The organism is Marisediminitalea oceani (assembly GCF_003731635.1).
Lineage (GTDB): Bacteria > Pseudomonadota > Gammaproteobacteria > Enterobacterales > Alteromonadaceae > Alteromonas > Alteromonas oceani.
The window spans coordinates 117,644-134,440 of record NZ_RCUA01000086.1; the positions used below are offsets into that span (position 1 = coordinate 117,644).

Genomic DNA, 16,797 nt, shown 5'->3' on the forward strand with positions numbered 1-16,797 from the left:
TCCTATAATAATTTTTATACTTTTATATTACAATTAACATAGGGAATGCAAGTCTATCAGACCTGAATTTCGCCGTTGTTAACCATAATACAGTCCATTCCCGCATCCTCGGCTGCCTGGCGACCAATCTCGGTATCTTCAAACACCACGCACTCAGACGGCTCAACACCCATTTGCTGCGCAACGGTTAAAAAGGTTTCCGGATGAGGTTTGCCATGGGTAACATCAGTCGCCGTAACTAACGAATCGATGCGCTCAAGAAGCCCATGGGCGGTTAGCAGATGCTCGGCATGGGGGCGCTCAGCGCCGGTGCCTATACCAATTGCCATATGCGGGCGATAGTGATTAAACACGGCCATTGTCGATTCGATAATGACCGGCTCAAGCTTCATAGCTTCCCAGCTTTCGCGCTTATAGCGGGCAACTTCAGATGGGTCATGGTCCATACTGAATTTGTCATTCAGTACCACCACGGTTTGTTGCGTAGGTACGCCACCCAGTGAATACATATAATCGAGATCAAAGGGATAACCGTAGTTTTCACAGGTCACCCGCCACGCTTCCATGTGCGCTGGCATAGAGTCTACCAACGTGCCATCCATATCAAACACAATGCCCTTATAAGAGCTTAAGTCGACCATGAGTACTCCTAATCAATCTGTACAAGTCATAAAATAAAATCGCAATGTAACACGAGCTACCTGCGATTATATTACTATGACTGGTATGACAATGATGTTGGCTCATCTTTGCAATGAGCCAACAGGTCGATTAGATACCTTGCTTAAGCTGATAGTAAGCCGCGTTGTAGCGCAGTTCTGACTTGAAGTTGCGCAGGTTGGTATCGCTGTCGATAACGACAGTTTCAACACCCGCCATGTCAGCAAAGTCTTCAATAACTTCTGAGCTTAATGCTTGGCTGTACGCAGCGTGGTGTGCACCACCGGCGTGGATCCAGGCAGCGGCTGCTACTTCCAGATTTGGCTTAGGCTCCCACAGCGCCGAAGCAACCGGCAGGTGTGGTGTAGTTTCTGGTTGTTCAACGGTTTCTACTTCGTTGATCAGAATACGGAAACGGTTACCCATATCGATTGGCGATACGTTGATGGAAGGACCTGCTTTGGCTGCAAACAGCAGACGCGGCACGTCACACTTCACACCAATGGTATGGCGGTGCAGTTCCAGACGCGGCTTCTTACCGGCAATTGACGGGCAGATTTCCAGCATGTGCGCACCCAGTACCTGATCCACTGAATCAGTGAAGTTATAGGTGTAGTCTTCCATAAATGAACAGCCACCCTCAAGGCCCTGCGCCATCACTTTCATGGTGCGTACCATAGCCGCTGTTTTCCAGTCACCCTCACCGCCGTAACCATAGCCTTTCGCCATTAAGCGCTGAGTTGCCAGACCAGGCAGACCAGTTAAGCCAGCAAGGTTTTCAAAGCAATTTGTGAAAGCACCGAAACCACCGTCGATGAAGAATTTCTCCATACCCAGTTCAAGGCGGGCTTCTTTCATCAGGCGATCGCGCTGATAATCGTCGGTCAGCAGCTCTTTGCTAACGTCGTATTCCTGATAGTAAGCGTCCAGTTGCGCTGCCACGTCGCCGTCGCTAATGCTGTTAACCACATCCGCTAAGTCCTGCAGGCCATAAGCATGCACTTCGTAACCAAAGGTAATTTGTGCTGCAACCTTGTCGCCCTCAGTTACCGCTACGTTACGCATGTTGTCGCCAAAGCGCACCACTTTCAGTGACTTGCTTTCTGCCCAACCTAATGCTGCACGGCACCAGCCGTCAATCTGCGCAACGGTTTTGGGGTTTTGCCAGTGACCAACCACTACCTTACGCTCTTTACGCATACGGCTGCCGATGAAACCAAATTCACGGTCACCGTGGGCACTCTGGTGGGTGTTCATGTAGTTCATGTCGATGCTGCTCCACGGCAGACCGGCATTAAACTGAGTATGCAGGTGTAACCATGGCTTTTGCAGTTCGTTCAGGCCGGCAATCCACATTTTGGCTGGCGAGAAAGTGTGCATCCACAGGATCAAACCAACACAGTTGGCATCGCTGTTTGCCGCCTGGCAAACCTGATGAATTTCCGCTGCAGATTTTACGGTGTCTTTGTAAACCACTTTAACCGGCAGGTTGTTTTCGTTCAGGCCTGCGGCCAGCGCCTGGCTGTTACCTGCGACTTCTTCAAGTACGCGTGGGCCATACAGATGCTGAGAGCCGGTAATAAACCATACTTCTTTTTGTACTGTAGTCATAATTCTGTCCTCTATTAATAAAGGGCTTGCAGGTAGAGTTACTCTTGGCCGTAGTAGGCGTTTTTACCGTGCTTGCGTAAATAATGTTTGTCCAATACGGCTTGCTTGAGCACAGCGGCATTGGGATCTAAAGTCCTTGTGAGATAAGCCATTTTGGCGATCTCTTCGAGTAGCGCGGCATGATATACCGATTGTGCTGCATCCTTACCCCAGGTGAATGGCGCATGGCCGGCAACGATTACCATCGGTGCTGCGGCCGGGTCGCGATCCACATAGGCATCAGTAATCTGAACCCCGGTTTCTTCTTCGTAGTCACCGTTTACCTGTTCATCGGTCAGGTCACGGGTACAGGTAATTTCACCATGTACATAATCAGCATGAGTAGTGCCCAGGCAAGGAATGCTCTGGCGCGCCTGTGCCCATGCTGTGGCATAGGTTGAGTGGGTGTGCGTTACACCGCCAATCGAGTCAAATGCACGGTAAAGATGGGTATGGGTTTTAGTATCAGAAGAAGGACGCATGGTGCCTTCCACGATGTTATTTTCCATATCCACGATAACAATGTCTTCCGGCTTCATCTGATCGTAAGACACGCCACTAGGCTTTATAGCCACCACGCCTTTATCCCGATCAACCTGTGACACATTACCAAAGGTGTAGATCACCAGATTACGGCGCTGCAGCTCCATGTTGGCTTCGTATACTTCCCGTTTTAATTCGGTGTAGCTCATGCTTTACCTCCACTGACATAGTCGCCCAATGTTTGATAGTTTTGGTATAACTCGTCGTAAATACCGACTTTCGATGCATCCGGCAGATATTGTTTGCAAACAGGCGACGCCATTACCTGCTGAGCTTCGGCGACGGTTGGGTATTCGCCAGCCGCTACAGCAGCCATAATGGCCCCGCCCAGGGCACAACTCTGTTCACTTTCCAGTACGTCGATGGGGCAATTCCACACATCGGCGCAGGTTTGCATTACGTAGTCAGATTTTTTCGAAATGCCGCCAATGACTACTACCGAGTTAATTGGTACGCCTTCCTCACGGAAGCGTTCGGTAATCGCCCGCGCGCCAAACGCTGTGGCTTCCACCAGCGCTTTAAATAATTGCGGAGCATCGGCACCCATTTTGATACCGGTTAACGCCATAGACACGGTTTGGTCGGCATCCGGTGTACGGCGACCATTAACCCAGTCCAGCGCGGTAATATCTTTGGCACTGACCGGCAGATTAGCGGCAGCAGCAGACAAGCGCTGTAAGGTCAGCGATTCAATCTTATCGACCAGTTCATCAGCACCGGATTCCACCAGCTCGTGGAGTAAATTGTTGGTTGGCCACAGCACCAGGTTTTTAAACCAGGCGTACAGATCGCCAAACGCAGACTGACCGGCTTCAAGGCCAACCAGGCCTGGAATAACCGAGCCATCCACCTGTCCGCAGATACCGCGTACACAGGTTTCACCAATGGTTTCGTAAGACGTTACCGTGATGTCACAGGTCGATGTTCCCATCACTTTGGTCAGCACGCCTTCGCGAACATTGGCAGCCACCGCGCCCATGTGACAGTCGAATGCGCCGTAACCCACTTTAATCCCCGCAGGCAGACCGAGTTTTTCAGACCATTCGGCGGTTAATTCACCGGCGACCTGATCGCTGGTTTGAGTTGCCGGGTTCAGGGTGTCTACCAGGCCATCCAGCAGCGGATCGACCGAGGTAAAGAAATCATTTGGCGGGAAACCGTTCCAGGCTTCGTTCCACATTAATTTGTGACCCGTTGCACAACGGCCCATCTGTAACTGTGAAGGATGAGTAGTGCCACACATTAATGCAGTCATCCAGTCACAGTGCTCAACCCAGCTGTAGGTGGCCGCTTTCACCGCCGGATCCTGACGGAAAATGTGCAAGGCTTTGGCCCAGTACCATTCCGAAGAATAAATACCGCCCATATAAGCCAGGTAGTTAACATCGTTGTTATTGGCAGCCCTGGTGATTTCACCGGCTTCTTTCAACGACGTGTGATCTTTCCACAATACGAACATCGCATTGGGGTTTTCTTTAAACTCTTCGGTTAATGCCAATGGCACGCCTTCGGCATTGATTGCCACCGGAGTAGACCCGGTAGTGTCGAAGCTCATGCCAACAACTTTATCAGCCGTACCGGCAGGTACTTTAGACCACAGCGCATTCACCACTTCGACCAGGCTATCCACATAGTCCTGAGGGTGCTGGCGATACTGATCTTTGGCGGGCTCGCAATAACGGCCCTGTGCCCAGCGCGGGTAATTCACCATATGGCTGGCCAGCTCTTCGCCGGTTGTTACATCTACCAATAAGGCTCTGACCGAATCAGAGCCATAATCCAGCCCTAATGTATAACGAGACATAATATTTTAATTCCACTCACTGCTAACAAAATTAGCCAATAAATTTTAATTGTATGATAATATCAATAATAGGCAAATGTAAAGGTAATATAAAATTAATATTAACAGTATAGCTGGTGAATAAATCGCCATCGTAGAAGTTGGTATAGTTGCCAACTAAAAACTGTTAAGCGCAACTGCCAAGGCCTGAAAAACTTAGTAACCCTTTGAATTTATTAAGAGTGGAAAGAACTATGACTACCCAGTTAGAACAGCTAAAATCTATCACGACCGTCGTTGCTGACACCGGTGACTTCGAAGCCATTGCTTTGTATCAACCCCAGGATGCAACAACCAACCCGTCGCTATTGTTAAAAGCCGTACAAATTGAAAAGTACCGTCCGCTGGCTATCGAAGCGGTAAAATGGGCTAAAGATCAGGGCGCTACCGATGACGTAGCAGCCGTCGCTGCAGACAAACTGGCGGTACTTATTGGCGCTAAGCTAATGGAACAGGTGCCGGGTTATGTTTCTACTGAAGTAGACGCGCGTTTATCTTTCGATACCATGGCCACCGTTGAAAAAGCCAATCACCTACTGGCGCTTTACCGTGATCAGGGCATTGATACCAGCCGCGTACTGATTAAGATTGCTGCTACCTGGGAAGGTATTCAGGCCGCGCGCATTCTGGAAGCCCAGGGCATTAAAACCAATGTCACTCTGGTATTTTCTTTCGCCCAGGCCCGCGCATCAGCTGAAGCCGGCGCTTTCCTTATCTCACCTTTTGTGGGCCGTATTCTTGACTGGTATAAAGCCGACCAGCCAGATGCTGACTTTAGCGGTGCAAACGATCCGGGCGTGCAGTCGGTTACCCGTATCTATAACTACTTTAAAGAAAACGGTTATGACACCATCGTAATGGGCGCCAGCTTCCGTAATATCAGTGAGATTCAGGAACTGGCTGGCTGTGACCGTCTGACCATCAGCCCGGGATTACTGGATGAGCTGGCTAACACTGAAGCAGAACTGCCGCGTAAACTGACACCGGTTGATTCTCCTAAAGCGGCACCGGCGGCGTTAACCGAGCAAACTTTCCGCTGGGATATGAACGAAGATGCCATGGCAACCGATAAACTGTCTCAGGGTATTCGCCAGTTTGCTAAAGATCAGGTAACACTGGAAACGATGCTGACTGATCTGGCCAAATAACCAGTCACACTCATTGTAAAAAAAGCGGCTGACAGGTATCTGTCAGTCGCTTTTTTAATTATACGAATACCGGTAGAAATGTATTATTTATTGGTGGGTATGTGACCCTCAATAAAGCGACGAACATCGTTAAACAGTTCAACCTTCGCCTCGCTGTTCACGTACATCATATGGCCCCCTTCATAATAGGTATACCAGATTTGCTCTGCGTTTATTGCATGGCGGTTAAGGGTATATTCGGCATCAAAAAACGGCGTGACCAAATCGTAATATCCTGATGCTACCAACACATCTAACTGAGGGTTAATTCGCAATGTCTCAGATAATTGTCCTGCCGTAGTAACGTAAGTTGGCTCCCAGGCACTACCGTCTTTATTAGTGCGGTAACGCCAGTAACGTCTTAGATCAGGGTCTGCCGGTGACAGGTACTGACGCTCCCAATCAACGTTCAGTGAGTTACGCAGATATACTTGCAGGGCGCTGTTAAAGGCGGCCGAGATGGTATCTGATGCCGCATCCCGTTTGGTGCTGTCATCCAGATCGTCACGCTCATCGCCTAAGTAGCGCGCATCCAGTAAGCCAACGGTTTTGCTTTCATCCCGCAATAACTCTTTAGCGAAGCGCCGTGCACTGATCCTTAAATCAGCGCGTTCCACGTATTGAGGACTTAAGCCGGTAAAGTAAGCCAGGCGCTCAACCAGTTGGCGTTTTTGTTCGGGCTTTAAACGGTTGCCGGCAAACAAGCCAGGCAGTAGTTCGTTGGTGGCAAACTGACGGGCCTGCTCCAGAAATGCCTGTTTATTCTGCGGTACCGGAGTAACTTTACCGTGATATAAAGCGGCTGCCGCCATGGTCGGAACGTAAGTAACATAGGAGATAATATTATCCGGGATATACGGCGATGAACCCTGATAGTCCAGCGCCTGTGAAACAAACACCAGCCCGTTAATACTAATCTTCATGTTTTTTTGCAGTATGTTGGCCACGTAGGCCGCACGGGTGGTGCCGTAACTTTCACCAAGAATAAAAATCGGCGAACCCCAACGGTTATTCTCAGTCATCCAGGTACGGATAAACTCAGCCATCGACTGCGCATCTTCTTTAAGTCCCCAGAAGGCTTTACCTTCATACTCCCCCACAGCCCGGGAATATCCGGTGCCGACCGGGTCGATAAAGACCAGATCCGTGACATCCATGATTGAGTTGCCTGAGCTCTTAGGTAAATAAGGCGGTAACCCCGGATGGGATGCATCCGAAGGCACTTCAGCAAAAGCCGGCCCCAGGCCGCTCATGTGTAGCCAAACCGACGCCGAGCCCGGCCCGCCATTCCACACGAAAGTTACGGGCCGTTTAGCTGTTTCGGCTTTTTGCTTGGTATAGGCAAAGGAAAAGATACTGGCCTTGGGTTCGCCTTTTAAATCGCGTAGATAGGTTTCGCCCGCGGTAGCCCTGTAAGCAATTTTCTGACCGTTAAACTTACCACTGTGATTTGTGATGAACGCTTGCGGTGCTTCGACAGGGAGTTTTTCATCCTCGGCCTGTGCCGATGTCATCAACAAGCCAATTACCAGTAACCAGTACTTAGTCCCTAATCCAAAGCGCATAGTTGCTCCACCTGTTTTTAGATTTATTGCCATTTAAGTATATAGCGATTTCACCACAATACAGGCTACAAACGACGAGCTCACCCAAACCGATGATGAACATCCGGCATAGCCGAATGAAAAATAATGTGGTCAAACCATCAATAAATGAGTATGTTAAATCCCGTTTTAGGATGTCCCACCATTAACAAGGAATGAGCTTTATGAAGTTATTAAAGTCTGCCGCCCTTTTTCTGTTACCCACCACGATATCAGCGAACGCCAATGCAGAATACCTGATTAACCTGGCCGATTTTCCTGACTGGTTCCAACAATCCATGGCCAGAGAAACCAGTGTCGAAACCAGCGGAAAAATGGTTATCGAACGGTTGAATGTCGACGCCCAGGTAAAAGGCAAACCCGTGTTACAAGACAGCGGTAGCACCGACGTATGGTATTACACTATGGATATCGGCTCTGATTCACCGGTAGAATGTTACGCCTTTTTAGAGTTTGATGGCGCAGCCAACTCCCTGCATGCCATTGTGGAACACAGCCTTGGCGGCGCAGAACAGATTAACGGAAAACCCTTATCCGGGCGTTTCACGCTGGGCCTGGATATGGGCATGATTGGCGACACGCCTTTCCTGCAATTAGACACTTTATATAACTTAGGCGAAGGCAGCGAAAAGGTTGTCGGCGTATTAAAAGGGTTATCAGCTCAGACCAACCAGAGCCTGCAAATTTGTGTGCATAATGAAATGGGCTATCAGCAGGCTTTCCACGACGTATTCGCCAGTTTTGTCCGGGCTTTTACGGCTAACGATAAGCAACCAGAACTGTATGAAGCCACCTACCGCATGACCATCAATGGTATACCGGTGGGTTACTCTCAGGAGAAACACACCATTGATCAGGACGGCGATATTGCAACCGTCTTGCGCGATGCCATGATTACCCCGGTCGACCAGGTGGCAGTATCACGCTCAGATTCGCAAACACTGGAATGGAGCCGCCCCGATGGCTCACTTATCAACGCTCAGGAATATACCATTGAAAATGGCCAGCTGGCTTCACAGTTTGCTATCAGTTCTGCCGAAGATGCCTGGCAGGTAACAGGCCAAATGCAGGGTAAAGAAGTCAGCGCGACTCTGGAATACAACAGCTGGTTATTGTCGAGTTTCGGTAATTACACAGAAACGGCGCTACTGCTGGCCAGTGATGCACCTTCAGCCGATTATCACATCTGGCTTTCTGATGCCGACCCAACCTCAGCCTTGCCAGTTACCTTTACCAAAATCGACGAACTGCCCGACGCCAATTTACAATTTGATCTGGGTCCGCTAACCCTTAAATACCTGGCCACAGAGAATGGTTCCTTTGAAAAAGGCTCCATTGCTCAGGGCGGTGCCGAGCTGAAACTTGAAAAAGTGTACAGCAAAGGCCAGCCGGTAATGCCATGAACAAACTCCTTACCACCCTGGCACTGACGTTTTCAATAAACGTTAGTGCACAGTCAGTGCCTTCACTGGCTGAGATACCGCTGACAATGAGTGCCAGCCAGTCCGGCGCTTTAACGAACACTATTTACCTGGAAGTAGAAACGCGCCAGGCCGCCTCGCTGGTAAAACATCTGAGCAACTACAGCGGTGTGACCACAGAACAGTTGAGTAAAAACACCGTGGCAGTTGGTTTAACCCATCAGCCGCGGTTTACCGGCGCGGTGCAGAGTAAATATGCGCAGCCCAGTTTTGTTATTGATACCGAGGAACCGGCAACCCGGGCATTTATCGAGGGGTTTACCAAAACCCGCACGGATACCGACGAGCTGGAAGCAATCACCGCCTATGTGAGTGAGTACATTAATGAGCCGACCTATATTCATGGGTTCAATCTGGCCTCTACGGTAGCTACGCAACGTTCTGGCGACTGCACTGAGTTTGCCACCCTGACAACGGCTTTAGCCAGAGGTTTAGGCATGCCTGCCCGATTAACCATAGGGACAGTGATCACAGCTTACGCTGAATCAGCCGATGCATTTGGTCATGCCTGGACTGAAGTCTGGTATAAGGGTAAATGGCAGATTATTGATGCCGCACTGTACGGAGCTGAAGGGCAGCAGTTTTACTATCTGCCAACCGGCATACTCGACAATGAAGGGCCTGGCTTTGCCATGTCTTTAGTGATGGCTTCTTCTTTGTTTCCCAACCGCGTGGTAAATGTACAAAACCTGCAATAAGCGGTTGTAAGCGATGCGCATCTGTTTAGGCAAATGCGCACGCACTATTAAACTAGAATCGCACGCTGGTCGCCAGCGTTATGCTGGCCATCCCGCCCGACGTGTAAGCACCGGCACCAGCCTGAATCGACCAGCCCGGCGTAAACCAGTAATCCAAGGTTAGTTCTGCAATATCGTCCCGCGGATACGCGTTGCTATCATTGTCTATCTCAGCGAGGTAGGAAAACCCTGCGCTAAAGCGCTGATTAAAGAAATAACGGGCATCAAGCTCAACCCTGGCCAAATCGTTTAACATCATCTCCATATTGATATCCCAGCCACTGCCTGAGGTTATGTTTGTATAGCGCCCAAATACCCGGGCCGTGGTTTCATTCACCGAACGGTGGGTACCGTAAATTCTGCCATCGGCATATTCATAGATAACACCGCCGCCCACCTGCCATTCAGGTGTAACAAAGTAGCCAGCGTCAAAGTCGGCGTACAGGTACCTTTCACGAAAAGACACGCTGCGGTCAAAATCGCCATAGCGTAATTTTGAATTGATCACCCATTTGTCGTCAACGAACCACTCACCGCCGAGTTCATAGCGGTCGACGGCACTGTCACCAAAATAACGGACAAAAACACTGTTAGTTTTATTCAGGTAAGGCGAAATAAGAAAGGGCTGTCCGCTCACCGGTACATCAGACAAATAGCGCTTGTATTCAATACCAATAAAGTCGTCGCCGTAGTTTTTTATATCGGCCAGGCCAAAAGAGATTTCGTTTTGTGCAGCTACGGAAAAACCAGAAAAACACAAACCGCAAAGGGCTATGGGTAAAATGGAATGTTTCATAACGTATCCTTGTTACGAGAAAAATTAAGGTCAGCAGTCCACGCTGGCGAAGCGTAACCAAGCCACGCGCCAGTTAAGCGGAACCGCAGTATCAACAACACTGGTTACGACTTATACCCCATCAAATAGTTCAGTCGTTTACACCCGTGCCACACTTTTTTATGTAGTGGATTACTCTTTCTCAACACCTTATTTCAGCCAGGCCACATCATCACGCGCTTCATCCTCTGCAGGATTTTCTCAATGAGATGGTTGCATAATGCCAACTCATGAATATAATAATGCGAACTATTATCATTTACATTGGAATTATTAATGAAATATAACGCGATCAGTCTCGCCCTGCTTACTTCTCTCGCTCTGCCGGCCGGCGTTGCCAACGCAAACGCAGTGCCTGACGATGAGGATATTGAAAAGCTCACGGTAAGTGGCGAGCGCTTAAATAATTATCTGTATGAAAAAGCTGATAGCCTGTCCCGACTGGATCTGGACATTAAGGATTTACCTCAGTCAATCAGTGTGATCGGCGAGGAAATGATTGATGATTTCGCGTTAAATAACATTAATGCGGTACTCGATACCGTAACCGGCCTCAACGTAGAGGAAGTCGAAACCGACCGCACTTATTTTACCGCCCGCGGCTTCGATGTGACCAACTTTCAGGTCGACGGCCTGGGGTTGCCCGTATTAAGCGGCAACGTGCACGGCGACATCGACACCGCCATTTACGAAAGAGTTGAGGTATTGCGTGGCGCCAACGGTCTGATGACCGGTACCGGCAGCCCTTCTGCTACCATCAACTACGTGCGCAAAAAACCCACCGAGAACACTCAGATATCGGCCCGAGCCCAGCTGGGTAGCTGGAATGCCAAGCGCCTCGACATTGATGCCTCAGCACCTTTATCAGACTCAGTAGGCGCCCGCGTGGTGGTGGTTAAAGAAGATAAAGAGTCGTACCTCGACCGCTATGAGTTAGATAAAACCGTGGCTTACGGTGTTATTAGCGCTGCCCTTACCGACACCACTCAGCTAACTGTTGGCGCCAGCCAGCAAACCAGCGATGCCAAAGGCAATATGTGGGGCGCGTTAACCCTGTACTACGCCGATGGTACGCCAACTAACTTCGACACCAGCACCAGCACGTCTGCCGACTGGTCACGATGGGATGTTACCGACACCCGCTATTTCGCGTTCCTGGAACAGCAACTGGCTGAAGGCTGGTCACTTAAAGCGGATTACACGCACATTGAAACCGATGAAGACACCCAACTGTTTTACACGTACGTATCACGCGATGCAGATACCGGTGTTACGCTGCTGGATCCTGAAACCGGTCTGGGCCTGATTGGCTACGGCAGTGAATACACGCTGGATGATGAGCACGATTACGCAGATATCTACCTGAACGGTAACTTCGATGCCTTCGGACAATCACATCAGGTAATGATGGGGGCGAGCTATGCCAAAGTCGCTTATACCGATCAATCGCTTTATGACTTCCATACCGGTAACGGCTTTCCGTTACTGCCAGCCATGGAAGACTGGACCGGTGACACGCCACTACCAGAATTTACCGATGGAGCTACCGGCAGTGATGTCGAGGAAGAGCAAACCGCGGTATATTTTGGCGGTAACTTTGCGCTGACCGACAGCCTGTCGCTGTTAGCTGGCGGGCGCTTTAATCAGGTGGAAGTCACCGGTATTTCCTATGGTATCGACGAGACCCTCGATGAAAACGCGTTTGTGCCTTACGGTGGTCTGGTTTACGCCATTAATGACGACATCAACACCTACTTCAGTTACACCGAGGTATTTACCCCCCAAACCGAACGCAATGCTAACTTTGACCGTCTCGACCCGATTACCGGTGAGTCAAAAGAGTTAGGGGTTAAAGCATCTTTGATGGACGGTAATGCATTACTTACCGTAGCGTATTTCGATATTGATCAGGTGAATGTAGCCGTTGCCAATGGCTTTGCCGCCAACCCGGTATCCGGTGTGGAAGAACAGGTTTACCGTGAAGCAGACGGCCTGAGCTCTAAAGGCTGGGAAGTCGACTTAGCCGGTGAAATTCTGCCCGGCCTGCAAACCAGTCTGGGTCTGACGTTTTTTGACCTCGACGGCGACCAGCTTGTTGCCGATTATACGCCTGAGAAACTGGTTAACGTAAATGCTACCTATCAGTTCCAGACATTACCGGCACTTAAAGTAGGTACTTCCATTCGCTGGCAGGAAGCCACCTCACGCAATGTGGGCCAGGTACCCGCCGCTTATGCTAATGCGGGTCAGGACATCGTCATTGAACAGGATGCCTACGCGCTGGTGAACATGATGGCCAGTTACACGGTTAACGACAGTATTACCATTATTGCTAACGTGAATAATGTCACCGACGAAAAGTATCTTAAGTCGCTTTATTGGGAGCAAGGTTATTACGGCGCACCCCGTAACTACATGTTGTCAGTAAACTGGCAGTACTAAAAAACAAAAAGGCCGCTTAGCGGCCTTTTTCATTTCTGGTTGTGGTTATGCCTGTTCGGCAACCGGCTCAAGCTGAGGACCGGCTTTCACCAGTGCCCGGCCTTTATCATTCACCGCAAATTGCTCAAAGTTATCAATAAACAATTCAGCAAGCTTAGTCGCCTTTTCGTACCAGTCATCAGCACTTTCATAAGTATCACGCGGATCCAGAATGTCCGGGTCTACACCTGGCAGCGACGAAGGTACCTGAAGGTTAAAAATAGGCAGTGTATGGCACTCTGCTTCTTCAATAGAGCCATCCAGAATACGGTCGATGATAGCGCGGGTATCCTTAATAGATATCCGTTTACCAGTACCGTTCCAACCGGTATTCACCAGGTAAGCCTGGGCGCCAACCGCGTCCATTTTAGCGACTAACTCTTCACCGTACTTGGTTGGGTGAAGGGTTAAGAACGCTTTACCAAAACAGGCTGAGAAAGTGGGTGTGGGTTCGGTAATACCGCGCTCAGTACCAGCGAGTTTGGCGGTAAAGCCAGACAGGAAGTGGTACTGCGTTTGCGCATGATCCAGTTTAGAAACTGGCGGTAACACACCAAATGCATCTGCAGTTAAGAAAATCACTTTCTTAGCGTGACCGCCTTTGGATACCGGCTTCACAATATTTTCGATATGATGAATAGGATAAGACACCCGGGTGTTTTCAGTTACCGAGTTATCGTCATAATCCACTACGCCATTGTCATCAACGGTGACGTTTTCCAACAATGCATCACGGCGGATAGCATGGTAAATGTCAGGCTCGCTTTCCGGGTCTAAGTTGATGGTTTTGGCATAGCAGCCACCTTCAAAATTAAACACGCCGTTTTCATCCCAGCCGTGCTCATCGTCACCAATTAAGCGGCGGTGAGGATCGGTGGACAGGGTAGTTTTACCAGTTCCGGACAGACCAAAGAAGATTGCCACATCGCCCTCTTCGCCCATGTTGGCAGAACAGTGCATTGAAGCCATGTTGTTCAGTGGCAGGTAGTAGTTCATCATCGCGAACATACCTTTTTTCATTTCACCGCCGTACCAGGTACCGCCGATGACCTGCATTTTTTCGGTCATATTAAACACGGTGAACACTTCTGAGTTCATGCCGTGCTCTTTCCATTTGGGGTTGCTGGTTTTAGAACCATTGAGCACTACGAAGTCCGGCTCGCCGAAGTTGGCCAGTTCTTCTTCCGTTGGGCGAATAAACATGTTCTTCACGAAATGCGCCTGCCAGGCCACTTCCATTACAAACCTGACTTTTAAACGTGAGCTTTCATTGGCTCCACAAAATGTATCCACTACGAACAAACGTTTACCGGATAACTGTTCCCCCACCAACGCTTTAAGGTCGGCCCAGACTTCCGGGCTAATGGGTTTGTTATCGTTACGGGCAGCTTCGCTGTCCCACCACATGTGTTCTTTACTGACTTCGTCTTCAACAATGTATTTGTCTTTGGGGGAACGACCGGTAAAGACACCAGTGCTCACTGCCACGGCACCAGACTCGGTAACCACACCACGTTCATAACCGCTTAGATCATCACGGGTTTCCTCGGCAAACAATTGCTCGTAACTGGGGTTGTATATAATTTCGGAGGCATCGTTGATGCCGTATTTCGCTAAGGTTTCGACAGAAATGGCCATTGCCTTTTCCTCCGTGAACGGTTGAAAATTAAGTTAGAAAACTTTTCTAAAGGCAACGCTGAACTTATTGTTTTTATTTTGGTTGCAGGGTCTCTTTTAGGTATAACAAAGTTAAGCCAGCGGTACAACTGTAGCGGCATTGACGGAAATTAACATTGATATGCATCAGTTGAATGTGATTAAAAATTAACCACCCATTTGTATGACTAATCTATTGTCCGTTATTCCGGAGTTTCCTCCCTCGTATTCCTCGCATATGCATCCCACGTCACCTCCGCAAACAAGTCCTATGTCATCCCCGCACACATCTCCTCCGTCATCCCCGCACGCACCTTCTCTGTCACTCCCACAGTTCCTCTTCCATCATCCCGTACACACCTACTCCGTCATCCCCGCATGCTTTTGAGCGGGGATCCCCTGAAAAGGTTATCTAAGCTGATTCAGAGCTATTGGGAGATCCCGGTTCGATAATTTGGATGGCATGGCCAGCAATAGCCGACATATCACAATGCAACATATAACCGCTCTGTCATCCAGGAGTTACCTCCCCTCCCATCATCCATGATGTCTCTACGCTTTTACTTGTTCTGCCCGGTAACAGTATTTCGCGATACAAAGAACCAAATAAAAAGCTAAAAGCGCTATCGCGCTCGTATTCACCTCGACTCATCATCCGGCAGACGCATCCTCGTTCCCCCCTGCACACACTTCCTCCGTCATCCCGCACACACCTCCTCCGTCATATATGGACCCACCCGGTTTGCAAGTGATTTTGACATTGTAATAAACAAAATTATTGCCTTCATATATTCGGCTTGGTTACAGGGAGATTCGTCTCCCTTAGCCTTGATGCAATTTGCTGTCACTCAACTTATCATCCCTACGGCTTCTTTGTTTGAGCCAATGACGGGCATAGTGTTTAAGTGACCCAGTTTAACTGTTTATCATCAAATCAAAATCATTTCGCAACTGCTGGTGAGTTTGTTTTCTTCCGGTTCTTACTTAACTTCTTTTATACCACTTAAGCTTTCTGCTCATACATCCGTTGGTAATCTTTACCGCTGTTGATAACGGCCCAAACAATTCGAGCCAATTTATTGGCCAACGCAACACAAGCTTTGTTGTAACCCTTTTCTACCTTCAAATGTTCCGCCCAAAGACTCAGCTTATCGTCCTTTTTGCTGGCGTACTTCAATGTCGTTCTCGCCCCATGTACCAGTAACGTTCGTAAATAAGCATTGCCACGTTTGGTGATACCAGACAAGTTGGCTTTCCCTCCTGTCGAATGTTGGCGAGGAACCAAACCGCACCAGGCGGCAAAATGACGACCATTTTGAAAGTTCTTTCCTAAACCAATCGCAGCGTAAATCGACGCCGCTGTAATTGGACCTATGCCGACGACGGTTTGGGCTCTTTGGCATACCTCTATTGGTTTAATCGCTGTCGCCACTTTTTTATCACTCGCAGTCACTTTGTTATCTAACTCGATAAGCTCCAGATAAAGTTCTGCAAACACGCTTCGGCATTCATCGCTTAAGCCGTTACCTGCATCTTCAAGCACCTCTGGTAGGAAACGACGTAGAGCGGCTTTGCCGACATTCGTTTCCAAGCCATACTCCGCTAATAACCCGCGGATTTGATTACTCAATTTAGTCCGACAATCAATGTAACGTGTGCGAACGCGGAGCAACATTTGGATATCTTGCTGAGCCTGGCTCTTAATGGGGACAAAGTTCATATTGTGGCGTTGTGAAGCTTCCGCTATTGCTTCAGCATCGTTGAAATCATTTTTATTTTTTCGACGATACGCTACGACATATTGAGGCGCTATCAGTTTGACCTCATGACCACAATTTTGGATTGCTCTGGCCCAATAATTCGCGCTTCCGCATGCCTCCATTACAACGATACAAGGCTCAAGTTGTTGAAATGTTGATATCACCTGCGCACGTTTAAGTACCTTTTTCTTAATAAGCTTACCGACACGGTTCACCGCATAAAAGTGAAACACAGACTTTGCAATATCTAAACCGACAGTAGTAATATTCATTTGTGGATCCGCCCTTGTTTGATGGTTGAACAAATTCATCATGGCTCATTACGAAGCCGTATTAAAGGGTGGGTCCATTTCATTATCC

12 protein-coding genes are annotated in these 16,797 nt (G+C 48.9%); 4 read left to right on the forward strand and 8 right to left on the reverse strand.

The features are described from left to right. Positions 1–56: 56 nt before the first annotated feature. From D9T21_RS21425 to D9T21_RS21440, 4 genes are all read right to left on the reverse strand, one after another. On the reverse strand, positions 57–641 hold the full coding sequence (locus tag D9T21_RS21425) for an HAD family hydrolase (RefSeq protein WP_123327203.1): 585 nt from the start codon (positions 639–641) through the stop codon (positions 57–59). Positions 642–771: 130 nt separating this feature from the next. After that, positions 772–2,271 carry an L-arabinose isomerase gene (gene araA, locus D9T21_RS21430; RefSeq protein ID WP_123327204.1) on the reverse strand — a complete coding sequence of 500 codons (1,500 nt, stop codon included), beginning with the start codon at positions 2,269–2,271 and terminating at the stop codon, positions 772–774. Between the two features lie 38 nt (positions 2,272–2,309). Continuing rightward, complete coding sequence (locus D9T21_RS21435; RefSeq protein ID WP_105933752.1) at positions 2,310–3,002, reverse strand: L-ribulose-5-phosphate 4-epimerase; 693 nt, start codon at positions 3,000–3,002, stop codon at positions 2,310–2,312. Then, positions 2,999–4,657, reverse strand: a complete 1,659-nt coding sequence (locus D9T21_RS21440) for a ribulokinase (RefSeq protein ID WP_123327205.1) — start codon at positions 4,655–4,657, stop codon at positions 2,999–3,001. The genes D9T21_RS21435 and D9T21_RS21440 overlap by 4 nt, the downstream gene beginning before the upstream one ends. Before the next feature lie 233 nt (positions 4,658–4,890). Here D9T21_RS21440 and tal point away from each other — a divergent pair, with 233 nt between their 5' ends. Then, positions 4,891–5,844 carry a transaldolase gene (gene tal / locus D9T21_RS21445; protein WP_123327206.1) on the forward strand — a complete coding sequence of 318 codons (954 nt, stop codon included), beginning with the start codon at positions 4,891–4,893 and terminating at the stop codon, positions 5,842–5,844. A gap of 83 nt (positions 5,845–5,927) precedes the next feature. Here the strand turns inward: tal and D9T21_RS21450 are convergent, their stop codons facing one another. Continuing rightward, positions 5,928–7,448: a S10 family peptidase gene (locus tag D9T21_RS21450; RefSeq protein WP_241155786.1), complete on the reverse strand. Its 1,521-nt coding sequence runs from the start codon at positions 7,446–7,448 to the stop codon at positions 5,928–5,930. A 203-nt stretch (positions 7,449–7,651) separates the two neighbouring features. On the opposite strand from D9T21_RS21450, the gene D9T21_RS21455 reads away from it, so the two are divergent. Next, positions 7,652–8,890 carry a hypothetical protein gene (locus tag D9T21_RS21455; RefSeq protein WP_123327207.1) on the forward strand — a complete coding sequence of 413 codons (1,239 nt, stop codon included), beginning with the start codon at positions 7,652–7,654 and terminating at the stop codon, positions 8,888–8,890. Continuing rightward, complete coding sequence (locus tag D9T21_RS21460; protein ID WP_123327208.1) at positions 8,887–9,666, forward strand: transglutaminase-like domain-containing protein; 780 nt, start codon at positions 8,887–8,889, stop codon at positions 9,664–9,666. The genes D9T21_RS21455 and D9T21_RS21460 overlap by 4 nt, the downstream gene beginning before the upstream one ends. Positions 9,667–9,718: 52 nt before the next feature. Here the strand turns inward: D9T21_RS21460 and D9T21_RS21465 are convergent, their stop codons facing one another. Further along, a complete protein-coding gene (locus tag D9T21_RS21465; protein WP_123327209.1) occupies positions 9,719–10,501 on the reverse strand; it encodes a porin family protein in 783 nt (260 codons plus the stop codon). Between the two features lie 315 nt (positions 10,502–10,816). On the opposite strand from D9T21_RS21465, the gene D9T21_RS21470 reads away from it, so the two are divergent. Next, on the forward strand, positions 10,817–12,982 hold the full coding sequence (locus D9T21_RS21470) for a TonB-dependent siderophore receptor (protein ID WP_123327210.1): 2,166 nt from the start codon (positions 10,817–10,819) through the stop codon (positions 12,980–12,982). 45 nt (positions 12,983–13,027) lie between these two features. Here D9T21_RS21470 and pckA read toward each other — a convergent pair whose 3' ends face one another. Both pckA and D9T21_RS21480 read right to left on the reverse strand, forming a co-directional pair. Next, positions 13,028–14,659, reverse strand: a complete 1,632-nt coding sequence (gene pckA / locus D9T21_RS21475) for a phosphoenolpyruvate carboxykinase (ATP) (RefSeq protein ID WP_123327211.1) — start codon at positions 14,657–14,659, stop codon at positions 13,028–13,030. 1,021 nt (positions 14,660–15,680) lie between these two features. Further along, positions 15,681–16,709 carry an IS110 family RNA-guided transposase gene (locus D9T21_RS21480; protein ID WP_123325438.1) on the reverse strand — a complete coding sequence of 343 codons (1,029 nt, stop codon included), beginning with the start codon at positions 16,707–16,709 and terminating at the stop codon, positions 15,681–15,683. Between the last annotated feature and the right edge of the window lie 88 nt (positions 16,710–16,797).

Bases quoted from the DNA above. Each gene is read 5' to 3' on its own strand.
- pckA (WP_123327211.1), bottom strand. From the start codon at position 14,659: ATGGCCATTTCTGTCGAAACCTTAGCGAAATACGGCATCAACGATGCC.
- tal (WP_123327206.1), top strand. From the start codon at position 4,891: ATGACTACCCAGTTAGAACAGCTAAAATCTATCACGACCGTCGTTGCT.
- D9T21_RS21465 (WP_123327209.1), bottom strand. From the start codon at position 10,501: ATGAAACATTCCATTTTACCCATAGCCCTTTGCGGTTTGTGTTTTTCT.
- D9T21_RS21440 (WP_123327205.1), bottom strand. From the start codon at position 4,657: ATGTCTCGTTATACATTAGGGCTGGATTATGGCTCTGATTCGGTCAGA.
- D9T21_RS21455 (WP_123327207.1), top strand. From the start codon at position 7,652: ATGAAGTTATTAAAGTCTGCCGCCCTTTTTCTGTTACCCACCACGATA.
- D9T21_RS21450 (WP_241155786.1), bottom strand. From the start codon at position 7,448: ATGCGCTTTGGATTAGGGACTAAGTACTGGTTACTGGTAATTGGCTTG.
- araA (WP_123327204.1), bottom strand. From the start codon at position 2,271: ATGACTACAGTACAAAAAGAAGTATGGTTTATTACCGGCTCTCAGCAT.
- D9T21_RS21480 (WP_123325438.1), bottom strand. From the start codon at position 16,709: ATGAATATTACTACTGTCGGTTTAGATATTGCAAAGTCTGTGTTTCAC.
- D9T21_RS21435 (WP_105933752.1), bottom strand. From the start codon at position 3,002: ATGAGCTACACCGAATTAAAACGGGAAGTATACGAAGCCAACATGGAG.
- D9T21_RS21460 (WP_123327208.1), top strand. From the start codon at position 8,887: ATGAACAAACTCCTTACCACCCTGGCACTGACGTTTTCAATAAACGTT.
- D9T21_RS21425 (WP_123327203.1), bottom strand. From the start codon at position 641: ATGGTCGACTTAAGCTCTTATAAGGGCATTGTGTTTGATATGGATGGC.
- D9T21_RS21470 (WP_123327210.1), top strand. From the start codon at position 10,817: ATGAAATATAACGCGATCAGTCTCGCCCTGCTTACTTCTCTCGCTCTG.